Source organism: Oceanobacillus sp. FSL W7-1309 (assembly GCF_038002145.1).
Lineage (GTDB): Bacteria > Bacillota > Bacilli > Bacillales > Amphibacillaceae > Oceanobacillus > Oceanobacillus profundus.
The window spans coordinates 2,510,649-2,524,199 of the sequence record NZ_JBBOBX010000001.1; the positions used below are offsets into that span (position 1 = coordinate 2,510,649).

Annotated in this window: 15 protein-coding genes and 1 riboswitch; of the genes, 11 read left to right on the forward strand and 4 right to left on the reverse strand. The window is 37.5% G+C overall.

Translation table 11 applies throughout. The annotated features are described in order from the left end of the window. Positions 1 to 62: 62 nt before the first annotated feature. On the forward strand, positions 63 to 404 hold the full coding sequence (locus NST46_RS12125) for a zinc ribbon domain-containing protein YjdM (RefSeq protein ID WP_095313755.1): 342 nt from the start codon (positions 63 to 65) through the stop codon (positions 402 to 404). A 300-nt stretch (positions 405 to 704) separates the two neighbouring features. Then, positions 705 to 751: riboswitch (PreQ1 riboswitch) on the forward strand. A 99-nt stretch (positions 752 to 850) separates the two neighbouring features. Further along, complete coding sequence (gene queF, locus NST46_RS12130) at positions 851 to 1,339, forward strand: preQ(1) synthase (RefSeq protein ID WP_095313753.1); 489 nt, start codon at positions 851 to 853, stop codon at positions 1,337 to 1,339. Between the two features lie 142 nt (positions 1,340 to 1,481). Here queF and NST46_RS12135 read toward each other — a convergent pair whose 3' ends face one another. Next, the gene (locus NST46_RS12135) at positions 1,482 to 1,766 is read right to left on the reverse strand and encodes a hypothetical protein (protein WP_095313751.1); all 285 of its coding nucleotides are present in this window, start codon (positions 1,764 to 1,766) and stop codon (positions 1,482 to 1,484) included. 261 nt (positions 1,767 to 2,027) lie between these two features. On the opposite strand from NST46_RS12135, the gene NST46_RS12140 reads away from it, so the two are divergent. The 6 genes from NST46_RS12140 (at position 2,028) to NST46_RS12165 (ending at position 6,767) form a co-directional block, all read left to right on the forward strand. Next, positions 2,028 to 2,438 (forward strand): MarR family winged helix-turn-helix transcriptional regulator, encoded by a 411-nt coding sequence (locus NST46_RS12140; protein ID WP_095313749.1) that lies wholly within the window; start codon positions 2,028 to 2,030, stop codon positions 2,436 to 2,438. Positions 2,439 to 2,455: 17 nt separating this feature from the next. Further along, the gene (locus NST46_RS12145; protein ID WP_095313747.1) at positions 2,456 to 3,673 is read left to right on the forward strand and encodes an MFS transporter; all 1,218 of its coding nucleotides are present in this window, start codon (positions 2,456 to 2,458) and stop codon (positions 3,671 to 3,673) included. A gap of 298 nt (positions 3,674 to 3,971) precedes the next feature. After that, a complete protein-coding gene (locus tag NST46_RS12150; RefSeq protein ID WP_341137276.1) occupies positions 3,972 to 4,427 on the forward strand; it encodes a hypothetical protein in 456 nt (151 codons plus the stop codon). 828 nt (positions 4,428 to 5,255) lie between these two features. Next, positions 5,256 to 5,786: a DUF4269 domain-containing protein gene (locus NST46_RS12155; protein ID WP_341137277.1), complete on the forward strand. Its 531-nt coding sequence runs from the start codon at positions 5,256 to 5,258 to the stop codon at positions 5,784 to 5,786. Continuing rightward, a complete protein-coding gene (locus NST46_RS12160; protein WP_095313743.1) occupies positions 5,786 to 6,220 on the forward strand; it encodes a GNAT family N-acetyltransferase in 435 nt (144 codons plus the stop codon). Before NST46_RS12155 ends, NST46_RS12160 begins: the two co-directional genes overlap by 1 nt. A 58-nt stretch (positions 6,221 to 6,278) precedes the next feature. Further along, a complete protein-coding gene (locus tag NST46_RS12165) occupies positions 6,279 to 6,767 on the forward strand; it encodes a DinB family protein (RefSeq protein ID WP_095313740.1) in 489 nt (162 codons plus the stop codon). Positions 6,768 to 6,939: 172 nt separating this feature from the next. Here the strand turns inward: NST46_RS12165 and pdxT are convergent, their stop codons facing one another. Next, positions 6,940 to 7,530: a pyridoxal 5'-phosphate synthase glutaminase subunit PdxT gene (pdxT, locus tag NST46_RS12170; protein WP_340003051.1), complete on the reverse strand. Its 591-nt coding sequence runs from the start codon at positions 7,528 to 7,530 to the stop codon at positions 6,940 to 6,942. Positions 7,531 to 7,554: 24 nt separating this feature from the next. After that, positions 7,555 to 8,436 (reverse strand): pyridoxal 5'-phosphate synthase lyase subunit PdxS, encoded by an 882-nt coding sequence (pdxS, locus tag NST46_RS12175; protein ID WP_340003052.1) that lies wholly within the window; start codon positions 8,434 to 8,436, stop codon positions 7,555 to 7,557. A 125-nt stretch (positions 8,437 to 8,561) separates the two neighbouring features. On the opposite strand from pdxS, the gene pdxR reads away from it, so the two are divergent. The 3 genes from pdxR to NST46_RS12190 all read left to right on the forward strand — a co-directional run bounded on the left by pdxR (position 8,562) and on the right by NST46_RS12190 (position 11,601). Continuing rightward, complete coding sequence (pdxR, locus tag NST46_RS12180) at positions 8,562 to 9,980, forward strand: MocR-like pyridoxine biosynthesis transcription factor PdxR (RefSeq protein WP_341137278.1); 1,419 nt, start codon at positions 8,562 to 8,564, stop codon at positions 9,978 to 9,980. 188 nt (positions 9,981 to 10,168) lie between these two features. Beyond that, positions 10,169 to 10,513 carry a hypothetical protein gene (locus tag NST46_RS12185; protein WP_205127000.1) on the forward strand — a complete coding sequence of 115 codons (345 nt, stop codon included), beginning with the start codon at positions 10,169 to 10,171 and terminating at the stop codon, positions 10,511 to 10,513. A 104-nt stretch (positions 10,514 to 10,617) separates the two neighbouring features. Further along, on the forward strand, positions 10,618 to 11,601 hold the full coding sequence (locus NST46_RS12190) for a ketoacyl-ACP synthase III (protein ID WP_341137279.1): 984 nt from the start codon (positions 10,618 to 10,620) through the stop codon (positions 11,599 to 11,601). A 53-nt stretch (positions 11,602 to 11,654) separates the two neighbouring features. On the opposite strand, the gene NST46_RS12195 is transcribed toward NST46_RS12190, so the two are convergent. After that, positions 11,655 to 13,535 carry a PTS fructose transporter subunit IIABC gene (locus NST46_RS12195; RefSeq protein ID WP_251661420.1) on the reverse strand — a complete coding sequence of 627 codons (1,881 nt, stop codon included), beginning with the start codon at positions 13,533 to 13,535 and terminating at the stop codon, positions 11,655 to 11,657. Between the last annotated feature and the right edge of the window lie 16 nt (positions 13,536 to 13,551).

Sequence of the window (13,551 nt, forward strand, 5' to 3'; positions counted from 1 at the left end):
TTGTTAATGCAAGACGTATATGGCATGATAAGAGCATATATAATGGATGGAGGAAGCATGTGATGAATGAAGTACCAAACTGTCCGAAGTGTAATTCGGAGTATACATATGAAGATGGAAATCTATTTATATGTCCAGAGTGTGTGCATGAATGGACTATAGAATCAGGTAAGGAAAACAATGAAGATGAGCATGTGATTCGAGATGTAAACGGAAATGTCCTAAAAGACGGGGATACAATCACTGTAATTAAAGATTTGAAAATAAAGGGAAGTTCATCTGTTGTAAAGGTAGGGACGAAAGTGAAGAATATTCGATTAGTTGATGGCGATCATGATATTGACTGTAAAATCGATGGCTTTGGAGCAATGAAGCTGAAATCTGAATTTGTTAAAAAAGTTTAGATGTTTAGGCTTTGAAAAAGGCATGATGTTTAAAATAAATTGCTTATATGAAGATAAAAAGGACTTAGCTTTTACTGCTAGATTCAAGCATTGAGTCAAGTCCTTTTACCAGGTTTTTCATGATCGATGCTAGCATCGTTGATATAGATGTCGTTGCACAGATAAGGGTGCTTTTCTTTTATAACACCTATTGACAGAAAAGTCTATGTAAATGGAAAATTTTACTTAAAACTACCTCTTATGCTGTTTTGTGTAAATTGACATATATATAATTCATCTATATAATAAACTCGTAAATATGCGAAAGAGGTTCTTAGCTTTAACCCTCTATAAAAAACTAAGGAAAGTGATGCGATTAAAGTCGTGTGCCTTAGGGGTACACGGCTTTTTTTGGTAGGTCTGCAAGGTAGATTTTTATCTGAAAACAAATAAGTGGAGGGAATTACATGAAGGAACAAGATTTGTCAGGATTGACTTTACTAGGAAACCAAGGAACATCCTATGTATATGAATATAATCCAGAAGTGCTGGAGGCATTTGAAAATAACCATCAAGATCGGGATTATTTTGTAAAATTAAATTTTCCAGAGTTTACGACGTTATGTCCGATGACAGGGCAACCTGATTTTGCAACGATTTATATTAGTTACATACCTGATGTAAAAATGGTAGAGAGTAAATCGCTCAAACTGTATTTATTCAGCTATCGCAACCATGGCGGATTTCATGAGGATAGTGTAAATGTTATAATGAACGATTTAATTAAGCTAATGGATCCGCGATATATTGAAGTATGGGGGAAGTTCACGCCGCGTGGTGGTATTTCCATTGACCCGTATTGCAACTATGGTAAACCTGGAACGAAATATGAACAAATGGCAGAGCACCGGATGATGAACCATGATATGTATCCTGAAAAGGTTGATAATCGTTAAAATTAGGTAGGATCTAGGATTGTCATTAAATATATTCAATGCTTTGTTAAGATAGTATGGGGGATTCGTCAAATCGAAGAGTGATGACGAATCCCTTATTTGTTTGCGTTTATTTAACTTAATCTTAGGATAAGGGTTTTCATTAAAAGTTTCTATTTTCTTGACGATCTACCTTTTGAAGCTGCTGCCTTAAATTATGCAGCAATTCCTGTGTTTGTTGAAATTGAGGGTTCTGCAGGGCTTGCTCTCCGTATTGGTTCTGTGCTTGCTGCAATACATCTTCAGCCCGCTGCAGCTGCTCAGTAGCTTGTTCGTATTGCTGATGGTCTACGCTTGCATGATCTTTTGCTGATTGGATCGATTCCATGGACTGGTGGACAAGTTGAGTAGCTTGTTGAATCTGGTCGTGTGGGTTATGTTGAACCATAAAAAAGCCTCCATTCTTTTGTTTAAAAGTACCATAAACTTGGTTAAACCATTGTTGTTATATTTCCAAAGAAAGTTTGTATTATGTATGGAAGACAGTTAAAAAGGTGGACGTTAGGGATAAATAATTGAAATGAGAAGAGCAATCATTATCTGTATTTCGATTATCCAATTAAAAAATAATGAACATCCCCATCTGCCCTAGACTTTTATGTTAAAATGGTATATAGTTACTTAGGTAACTTTTTAGGAGGGGTTTGAATTGTCCCAACGATTTTTTCAATTAAACATGCAATTTACAAGAACGTTTAGGAAAAAATTGAATGAGCATCTAGTTGAAGTAGGTTTATATTATTCCCAATGGAGCATTGTTTATTATTTAAAGCAGTGCGGATCGGCTACTCTTGTAGAGATAACGAATTATTTGGATGTTGAGAAGCCGACGATATCTCGTACTGTCAAACGGCTGGAGGAACAACAATTAATTGAACGTCTTCCAAGTGAGGATAAGCGAGAGCGGAAGATGCAATTGACAAAAAAAGGCTTGGAAATGTATGAAAAAGCTTATGATGTTGTCAATAAATTTGAACAATCATTACTAGCAGAAATTCCTGAAACAGAAATGGAAGCTTCGTTTCGAACAATTCAGCAACTAAGAGATAAACTTAAGTAAGGAGAGTAAGTATCAGTATGAGTCAAAAACCTAAATTATGGACGAAGGACTTTATTATGGTCGCGACATCCAATTTTTTGTTATTTATTTCGTTTTATATGTTAATTGTAACGTTAGCTATTTATGCTGTAGATCAATTCGATGCCTCCCAAAGTCAGGCAGGGCTTGCATCGAGTATTTTTGTGCTTGGAGCAGTGCTTGTCCGTCCAATTGCCGGAAGAATTATAGATAAGGTAGGCAAAAAGAAATTGCTGCTCTTTGGGCTCGCTTTATTTTTGGTCTTTATGCTATTTTATTTCCCAGTCAATAATTTGGCTGCATTATTAGTCATTCGTTTTATTCATGGTTTTGCTTTTGGAATTAGTACGACAGCTACGAGTACAATTGCGGCAGATATTATCCCAATTGTAAGGCGTGGTGAAGGAATGGGGTACTTTGCAACAAGTACAAATTTAGCCATGGCAATCGGTCCATTCCTAGGATTGTATATTAGTCAACACTTTAACAATCCGATGATTTTTATCGCTACTACTGTCTTCGCAGCTGTTGCATTGATTGCAACAGTTTTCTTACGTGTACCAAAGGTAGATATTGTGAATGAACCGACCCCAACGCGAAAAGGATTTCATATTAATGATTTCTTTGAAAAAACCACTATTCCAATCGCAATTCTTGTAGCTACTGTAGGTTTTGTTTATTCTAGTATTTTATCCTTTTTCTCTGCATATGCAGCGGAAATCAACTTGGTAGATGCGGCTAGCTTTTTCTTTATCATGTATGCAATTTTTCTGGTAGCTTCTAGACCTTTTACTGGCCGATTATTTGATGCAAAAGGCGAGAACAGCGTAGTATATCCATCGCTTTTACTATTTGCTGTGGGATTAGTTATTTTAAGTCAAGCAAGTGTTGGAATCAGTTTACTTTTAGCTGGAGCGGTAATCGGAGTCGGTTTCGGAACTTTCCAATCAAGTGCTCAAACGATTGCTGTCAATCAGGCTCCAAGGCAACGAATTGGACTTGCAACATCTACATTCTTTGTGTTCTTTGATTTCGGTATCGGTGTCGGACCTTTCTTGTTAGGGTTTGTTTTACCTCTTATCGGATTTAGAGGATTATATATTGCAATGGCGGTTATTGTTCTATTAAGTGTAGGAATTTACTATATCGTTCATGGAAAAAAAGCAGCAGAGCAAAGACGAATCAATATGGACAGTACGGAAATGAAAATATCTTAACGGGCGGGGAGGAAACTCTTCGCTTTTTTCTTTATTTTTACGGTAGAGTTGTAGTATTCTATCAACCTCTTTTAAAACGTGGAGTTGATAACATTTTTATATAGAGTACAGGGTCTTTTCTAACGAAACTTAAATACACAACGTTATCTGAATTTTCATGTTTTAGCACCATTTAAAACAAGCAAAATTTTTCATTAATTTATTATTTTGAAATTTCCCTTTAGTGTGTTATCCTTCCATTAAGTCGCGACTTACTATAAAATTTGGAGGTTGTTAATATCTTAAAAAAATACTTATTATGGGAGTAGTAGCATCGTTTTTAGTCTCTGCGTTCGCTTTTAATGTCTCAGCAGCAGTTAGTCGGGTAATTGGAGTGACACCTTACGAAGCTCAAGAAATTGGTCTAAGCTTTGAAACTAGTGAAAGCATAACGAGAAGTGAGCTAGTTAATTTCCTTCACGAAATAGAATATGCAGAATCCTCTGAAGATGCATTAGACAATGTACGCTTTGGCATTGCTGCTGGAATAGTGACATATCCACTTTCCAATTTTGGAATTAGCATAGGAGCAAGTGGAGCTTCAGGGTTGCTATCTATTTTTATAATTAGCAATGACCTAGGCTCAAGAGGTATTCAAACTGTATTAAATAGTTCTACGGCAGATAACTTTTTAATAAGTATTGAATATGAAAGAGGTAATAGGGGACAAGATTATTGGTATGAGGCATCAGATATAAGTGTAGTTCCCAACTGAGGATAACCCTAGAACAAGTTAATTTAATAGAAAATATACTCAAAAGACCGTTGAGAAAATCCCAACGGTCTTTATTATTCAGATAAAAGTTTACTAGCTCTTTTTATTATTAAATATAAATAACTCATATACAAAAATGTTAAAGACAACAAGTACACCTAGCGTTATAAAGCTACTAGTTTTGGGTAAATCAAAAATAAATACTATAATGATTAAAAAAAGTAGAACTGGAATTGCTTGCAAATAATTTTTCTTGCGCTTACTCATCTGGGTCAACCCCTTTGCCTTTCATAGATACTATCGGTAAATAGCGTTCTATTTGATATTAATAAATTCAAAGTTCCTATGAATAAATATTATATTACAGCAAGTCTATAAAATCAAAAAATTGAACATCAATCGAAGGTGGAGTCCCTTTCTAAATCTTTGATTTAGTTGGGGGTTAACCTTCGCGTAGTACGGAAGTAATTTAATGACTAAACATTAAATCACAGAATGGAAAAGATCTATGACTCTGATTCGCAGATAAGATGTAATGATAACAACCAATTTAATTTGGGAAAATTATTTGAAGGTCCATCAAGGAATGGCGAGTAATACTATACTCCTCACTGACTCCAAAAGATGCAAAATGCCTGGAAGGCATTGTAACATACTGATAAGCCAGATGCCTTAATATTAATAGGGCACGTTCGGTTTGATAAAGGGGAAGCCATGGGAGTGGTTTCCCTACTTTATTTTTTGTTTTCCAGTAGAGTTGTAGTATTCTATCTACGAAGATATTTTACAAATAATTCAGTTTTTATGCAGGGGGGCTAGGGCTTAGCAATGTTTCATACAATTTGCTATTTAAAACAGGGAAACCCGAGGCAACAGCAAGCGTATAAGGCTATAAAACAATTGAACATGATGCAAGATCTAATTGATTATACACCAATACTTTGTGGAACGATTCCAATTGGAATAGATGTGAAAGATTCTGACTTGGATATTATTTTGGAAGTGAATGATTTTAGTGATTTTAAAACACGTATCATAAGATTGTATGGGGAGCATGAAGAATTTACAATAAAGCAAATACGGATACGAGATACTCCAGTAATCAAGACTAACTTTCATTATGGCGGGTTTGAATTTGAATTATTCGGTCAATCAAAAGCCGTTTATGAACAGTACGCCTACCTACATATGATCGTCGAACATCATCTATTGAAAGAAGTATCGAAGCTCCGGGAAAAGGTGATTCACCTTAAACAACAAGGGATTAAAACAGAACCAGCCTTTTGCGAAGTTCTAGGGATTAAAGGTGACCCTTATGAACGTCTGATTGAAATGGGAAGAGAAAAGGGGATAATCTAATGAGCGTTGTGATAAAAGAACTGCAAACACAGGAAGACATATTAGAAGCATATCCAGTTATGCGGGAGCTTCGTACACACCTCAGTGAACAATCTTATCTTGATTTGGTCAAGGAAGCACGAGAAAAGGATAGCTATAAAATTATCGCTTTGTATGATCAAGACGAGATTGTAGCGGTTGTTGGATTCAAGCCGATGATAACACTCTATTATGGTCGATTTGTTTGGGTTTGTGATTTAGTTACAAGTCAGACGAGGCGTTCCAAAGGGTATGGTGAAACGTTGCTTTCTTATGTGCATGAATGGGCTAAATCAAATAAATATGAATGTGTTGCGCTGTCATCAGGTCTCCAAAGAGAAGGTGCACATCGTTTTTATGAAAGTAAGATGAATTATAATAAGGTGAGCTATGTGTTTAAAATGGATTTAGAATAAGTGTTTTAAGGGATATGCGCTTACTAAAATCAAAGAAAGTAGAAAGGAAAGTATTCTTTTGAAAACAAAAGAAGAATTAATTGACACACTAGAACGGTTTATACCATGGGTAAAAACGTTGCTAGCATACGATTCTGATGTACTATTTCATCCTACAACAGAAGGGAAGTGGTCTGTTGCTGAAATTATTGCACATCTAGCATTCTGGGACAAATACATTGCTGAGGAAACGATTCCAAAAATGAAACCCAATGCAAGGATTGAAAGCGTTGAATTTCAAGTATTGAATGATCAGGCTTCCGAATATGCATTATCTGGTGTTTCTTTCAATACACTCATTGAAGAGCTAATCGAAAACAGGATAGCATTGGTTTCTAGTTTGAAGGAAAAGACCGATGAAGTATTCTTTGCGAAATTTGTATTAAATCGGGAAGAAATTGATCCGTACTCGGGTTACCCCCATACGTTATATAACTATGTGTGTGGTTTTATCTGGCATGATCAGCATCATAAACGACAGATCGAATCGTTTCTTCGCAAACGTTAAAGTAGTTTTCAAAACTTAGCTTTCTGCATATCTCTCAAACCCGAGAATTTGCGAACGAAAGCAATCTTTCATTCCATGGATTAGTAATGATAATTGGTCACTGTATATTCTCAAAAGCTAAATTGACAAAGCAAGTTAGGTTGCTTTTTTACAAACCTAACTTGCTTCTTTATTAAGAGATGATTAATTCCTTTTTGTATTCTGTAACCATACTAACAAATAGCTCAAGGAAACGTGTATCCCCAGTTAGTTCGGGATGAAAGGAGCTGACAAGTAAGTGCTCTTGTTTTGCAGCAACAATATGCTCGTTATATGTAGCTAAAATTTCCACATGAGTTACTGCGCTCTCCACATAAGGAGCTCGAATAAAGACTGCTGTAAATGGGTCAGCAATACCTTTAACATCGAGCTTCGCTTCAAAGCTGTCGCGCTGCCTGCCGAAAGCATTCCGTTTCACGCAAATATCCATTAATCCAAGATGTGAATCCTCTGAACCTGAAAGCTCTTTGGCGAGCAGTACCATTCCAGCACAAGTACCGAAAATCGGTTTTTTGCTCTTTGCAAATTTCTTTATTGGATCAGTGAATCCATAACGATGAATAAGTCTGCTTATTGTTGTGCTTTCTCCGCCTGGTAAGATTAAACCATCAATTTCCTGAAGTTGTTCGGGTTGCTTAATTGTTATTCCTTCTAATCCTAAAGCAGTAATTTGCTTGATATGCTCTTCAACCGCACCCTGTAATCCTAAGACGCCGATTTTCATGACTTTCATCCTTTCTTAAGAAGCTTACCTTTCTTGCATTCTCTCTTCAGCAGCAAGTGTAGCAATATCGATTCCTTTCATTGCACTTCCAAGCTCTTGGGAAAGCTTACCAATTAGGTCATAATCATTGTAATAGGTCGTTGCTTGTACAATGGCATTTGCGAACTTCTCTGGGTTTTCTGATTTGAAGACCCCGGATCCTACGAATACGCCATCTGCACCTAATTCCATCATTAATGCAGCATCAGCTGGTGTAGCAACCCCACCGGCAGCAAAATTAACAACTGGTAACTTTCCTGCTTCCTTAATTTGTTTTAATATTTCATAAGGGGCACCAAGGATTTTTGCCTCTGTCATAAGCTCATCATCGTTCATTAAGGTTACTTTGCGGACCTGTGCATTTACTTGACGCATATGACGAACTGCTTCAACGATATTCCCTGTTCCAGGTTCACCTTTTGTACGAAGCATGGCAGCACCTTCCCCAATTCTGCGTGCAGCTTCCCCTAAATCACGGCAGCCACAGACAAATGGTACTGTATATGCGTTTTTCAGCAGGTGGAATTCTTCATCCGCAGGCGTTAATACTTCACTTTCATCAATATAATCTACTCCCATTGCTTCTAAAACACGAGCTTCTACAATATGCCCGATACGTGCTTTCGCCATGACAGGAATCGATACAGCATTCATTACTTCTTCAACGATGCGAGGATCAGCCATTCGAGCAACTCCACCAGCAGCACGAATATCGGATGGTACTCTTTCTAATGCCATAACAGCAACCGCACCTGAAGCCTCTGCAATTTTCGCTTGTTCCGCATTAACAACATCCATAATGACGCCGCCCTTTTGCATTTGCGCCATCCCTCGTTTTACCGTTTCAGTGCCTAATAATTTTTCCATTTTTACCACTCACTTTCTGTGTTGTTTTTTTCAGAATTTAGTTTATTATAAAAAGTATGTGGCTGTATTAAAAGTGTCAGTTTTTATAAAAATGATAGGGTCAGAAAAGAGGAGTGCTAAAAATTATGGATATGCTGTCCTGCCATTTAAACCGAACGAGTGATGTCCCTTTATATGAACAATTATATATATTTATCAAAACAGAAATTATAGATGGGCGTCTGGAATATGGAAGCAAGCTGCCTTCAAAACGGAAGCTTGCTGAGTTTCTAAAGGTTAGTCAAAATACAGTTGAAACCGCCTATGAGCAATTAGTGGCTGAAGGGTATGTGGATGGTATACCGAGGAAGGGATATTTTGTATTGGCGTATGCCGACTTAGAATATGTGCATCAGGCAGAAGCTTCAGCAGAGGATGAAAAAGAAGAGGAAACTGTGATTTATAATTTTCACCCAAGCTGGGTGGATACGGAAAATTTTCCATTTTCCAAGTGGAGGAAGTATGCAAAAAACTCCATGGATATGCAAAACCATTCCTTGCTTCTGTTAGGTGATTCCCAGGGGGAATTTGAGCTCCGCCGGGAAATTGCGCACTATTTATATCATGCCCGAGGTGTAAAATGTGCTCCCGAAGAGATTTTTATCGGTGCAGGGAGCGAATTTTTATTGCAACAGCTTGTTCTATTATTTAAGCACCAGACAGTCTATGGTGTGGAAGACCCTGGTTATCATGTGATTTCTCGAATATTAAGCAACTATCCAAATGAAGTACATCCACTTGAAGTTGATGATGAAGGAGTGGATGTGAGCACAATCGAAAATAAACAAATGAATGTTGTCTATGTAACGCCATCGCATCATTTTCCATATGGATCTGTATTGTCTGTGAATCGCAGAGTTAAGCTTTTAAATTGGGCAGCAGCTGCAGTAGATCGTTATATTATTGAGGACGACTATGATAGTGAATTTCGTTACAGCGGGAAATCAATTCCTTCGTTACAGGGGATGGACCAGGCGGGAAGAGTAATCTATTTAGGGAGCTTTTCCAAATCGCTCATCCCCTCACTTCGTATTAGCTATATGGTGCTCCCTAAGCTGTTGCTGCAAAAATACAAAAACAAGCTATCATTTTATCATTGTTCCGTTTCAAGGATTGATCAGCATATCTTAACACAATTTATGAAAAACGGAGATTTTGAAAAGCATTTAAATCGCATGCGAAAAATTTATCGCAGGAAATTAGAGAAGACATTAGAGATGTTAAAGCCTTACCAAGAGAAGCTGCAAGTAATTGGAGAACATTCAGGACTTCATATCGTTCTTGCTGTGAAAAATGGGATGGATGAAAAAGAGCTTATCCATCGAGCAACAGAAGCAGATTTGAAAGTGTATGGCTTATCCTCTTATTCGATGGAAAAACGTTATCGTGGTGATCCAAAAATAATTCTTGGCTTTGCAGGAATACCTGAAGAGGAGTTGCCAAAAGCTATCGAGTTGCTGTTAGTTAGCTGGGGTTTTTTCTCAAACTCTATAGATCTAGGTTAATACCAAGCATTGCACTAACTCCATTATATAGGTACAAAAGGATGGTTAATTAGGACTTCATAAGTCTGTTAAAAGGTGACAATAGACCTTCATTTTGCTATACTAATTCTTGTCGTCTTTGGCAGGTAGTAAAATTTTCCTCAACTGTCAAATGTTCGATTAAGCTTATAATGTCAGGAGTTTTGGAGTTGGAAGAAAAATATTATGTAAAATTAAATCGAGCAAAAAAAATAATAGATTGTATGGTTAGTGGGACATTTGTACCAGAAGATGCGCAAAGCTTTGTAGATGATTATCATAAAGCTGTAAACTCGATTAACCCAGCAGAATACACGCTTGAATTCGATTGTACGTCGATGCAAGTTGTTTCGGCAGATATGGTTCCCCATTTAGAAGCATGCTTCGGTTTATACAAAGAATCTGGATTTAACAAGGTAATTTTCAAGGTGCAGGATAATGTAGTTTTAAAAATGCAATTTAATAGACTTGCTAGAAACACAGGGTTAACAAACGTAGAAGTTACGTCAGACTAAAACTGAATGAAACGAGAAGAAGAACAAGGTTTCGTTAAAAATCTTGTTCTTTTAGATTGAGCAATTATCATGAATCAGATATAGAAGAAGGGGTTTTACATCTTATGAATATCAGAATAAAGGAAGTAGGAATTTATCATCCACAAACATCAGTGAATAATGAATTTTACCTCGATCATTTCCAAAAGCAAGGCAAAGATATCAGACGATTTGTCCAACATATGGGAAGGAAAGATCGCTATATCATTAAAAACAATGATGAGAATGCACTTACGATGGCGATTGAGGCAAGTAAAACGGTACTGGAAAAAGCGGGAATGTCAGGAAAAGATATTGATATGCTTGTCTTCTCTACACAAACACCAGAATATACATTTCCAACGAATGCATTATTTCTGCACAATGCCATTGAAGGAGATGAGCACACGATTGTACTGGACTCGAATGCAAACTGTGCAGGAATGACAGCAGCGGTTGAACAGGCATCACGTTATATGAAAGCAAATCCAAACGTAAAAACTGCCCTCATTGTAGGTTCAGATTATAACTCACTTCTCTGTGATCCAGAAGATGAAATTACATATTCTAACTATGGTGATGCTGCTGCGGCGGTAATTTTAGAGACGACAGAAGAAGATACAGGCTTCATCGACTCAGTTTATGCAGTAGATTCGAAAAGCAGAAATAATATTGTTTATCCTGAACAGGGATTGTCGAATACACTACGAGGGGCGGCTCAAGGCAAATATATTAAATGGATTCCTTTTGATGGAAGTGAAAGTATGAAACATGTTGAGGAATCCTTCGAAACAATCTTTGAAAGAAATAACCTAACGAAAGCGGATATCGGAATATATTGCCTCTCGCAATTTTCGCTTGCAACAATTCTAGAGATTCAAGAAAAATTCAATATTCATGATGATCAGATTGTTTACGTAGGAGATCAATTTGGTTACACAGGCACTAGTAGTCCATTTATTGTTCTGCATGAAGGCGTTAAATCCGGCAAAATTAAACGCGGAGATTATTTATTATTCTGGACCATTGGTGCAGGATACCAGATTGTAACGATGGTATTTAAATATTAAATCGCAAAAAAAACCGGCATCCTTATAAGTGGATGCCGGCTTTTTATTAAAGTTTATTTTCCTTGACCAACAGCTGGCTTTTTCCATAAGCCAAGCAATACAGCTGATACAACAGTACCAATGGCAAGGGAAAGCAGGAAGAATAAAGGATTCTCTGCTAAAGGAATTACGAAAATTCCTCCATGTGGTGCTGGGATAGCACTATTCCAGAATTGCGTTAAACCACCAGCGATTGCTGCTCCTAGAACCGAGGATCCGATTACGCGTAATGGATCTGCAGCAGCGAATGGAATCGCACCTTCCGTAATAAAGGAAATTCCCATCACATAGTTCGTGACACCTGATTTGCGTTCATTTTCATTAAACTTGTTTTTAAAAAATGTTGAAGCAAGCGCAATGGCAAGTGGTGGCACCATTCCTCCAGCCATAACTGCTGCCATCAGGCTGCCATCTCCAGTGTCCGTGAAAATACCAATCGAAAATGCATACGCAGCTTTGTTAAATGGGCCACCCATATCGATAGCCATCATGCCACCAAGTAATGCTCCAAGAATAACTGCATTTCCTGTTCCAAGGTTTTGTAAAAATTCAACCATCACATGGTTAAGACCGGCAAAAATTGGGCCAAACACAAAATACATAAGAAGGCCAGTGAAAAATAGACCTAAAACAGGGTAAAGCAAGATTGGCTTTAAACCATCCAATGCTCGTGGTAAGCCGCGTAAACCTCTTTTTAAAAGTACAACGATATATCCAGCTAAGAAACCAGCAACTAAGCCACCAATAAACCCAGCTTCACTTTGAACAGCAATTAATCCACCAACCATACCTGGCATTAATCCAGGGCGATCTGCGATACTCATTGCGATAAATCCAGCGAATATTGGGATTAAGAAGTTGAATGCATTGCCACCAACTTCATTCAGGAAAAGAAAAATTTCACTGTCACTGCCTAAAATACTTTCAAATAGGAAGGAAATCGCTAATAGAATACCACCACCAATAACAAATGGCAGCATATGTGATATCCCATTCATTAAATCTTTATACACAGTGTTTAGTACAGATGATTTTTGCTTTTCTTCGTTATCAGAACTGACAGCAGACTCTTGTGCATGATAAACAGCTGCATCATGATTCACTGCTTTGGTAATCAGTTCTTCTGTTTTCTTAATACCGTCTGCTACCGGTCTTTCCAATACACGCTTGCCATTGAACCGAGCCATTTCTACTTTCTTGCTTGCTGCTACAATAACGGCATCTGCACGTGCGATCTCTTCATCGGTTAAACGGTTTTTTGCTCCATCCGAGCCATTTGTTTCTACACGAATGTCGACATTCATTTCAGCTGCTTTTTTCTTTAAAGCATCTTCAGCCATATACGTATGAGCGATTCCAGTCGGGCAGGCGGTAACAGCAACAATAAATGGTTTAGTTGAATCGGTATCAACCATTGTATCCGCTGGGGATTCAGTATCATCTTCTTCAGACTGATTGAACAGCTGATGAACTTCATCAGGTGAGTTTGCTTGTTTGAGCTGCCCGACAAAATCTGGGTCAATTAATAATTTGGAAAGTGATGCAAGTGTTTGCAGGTGAGTATCATTGGCACCTTCTGGAACAGCAATCATAAAAAATAAATATGCAGGCTGACCATCTAGCGACTCATATTCAACACCTTTTGTACTCTTGGCAAAAAGCACTGCAGGTTCATTTACTGCTTTTGTTTTAGCATGTGGCATTGCAATGCCATCACCAAGACCTGTAGAGGATTGTGCTTCACGGTTTAATATAGCCTCTTTAAATTCCTCTGCATCCTGGACAACGCCATTTTTATGGAGGCTACGAATCATTTCGTCAATTGCTGCCTCCTTGGTTGTTGCCTGCAAGTCCATAATCATAATATCTTTTCTTAATAATTCGGTTGTTTTCAAGGTTATCATCCTTTAT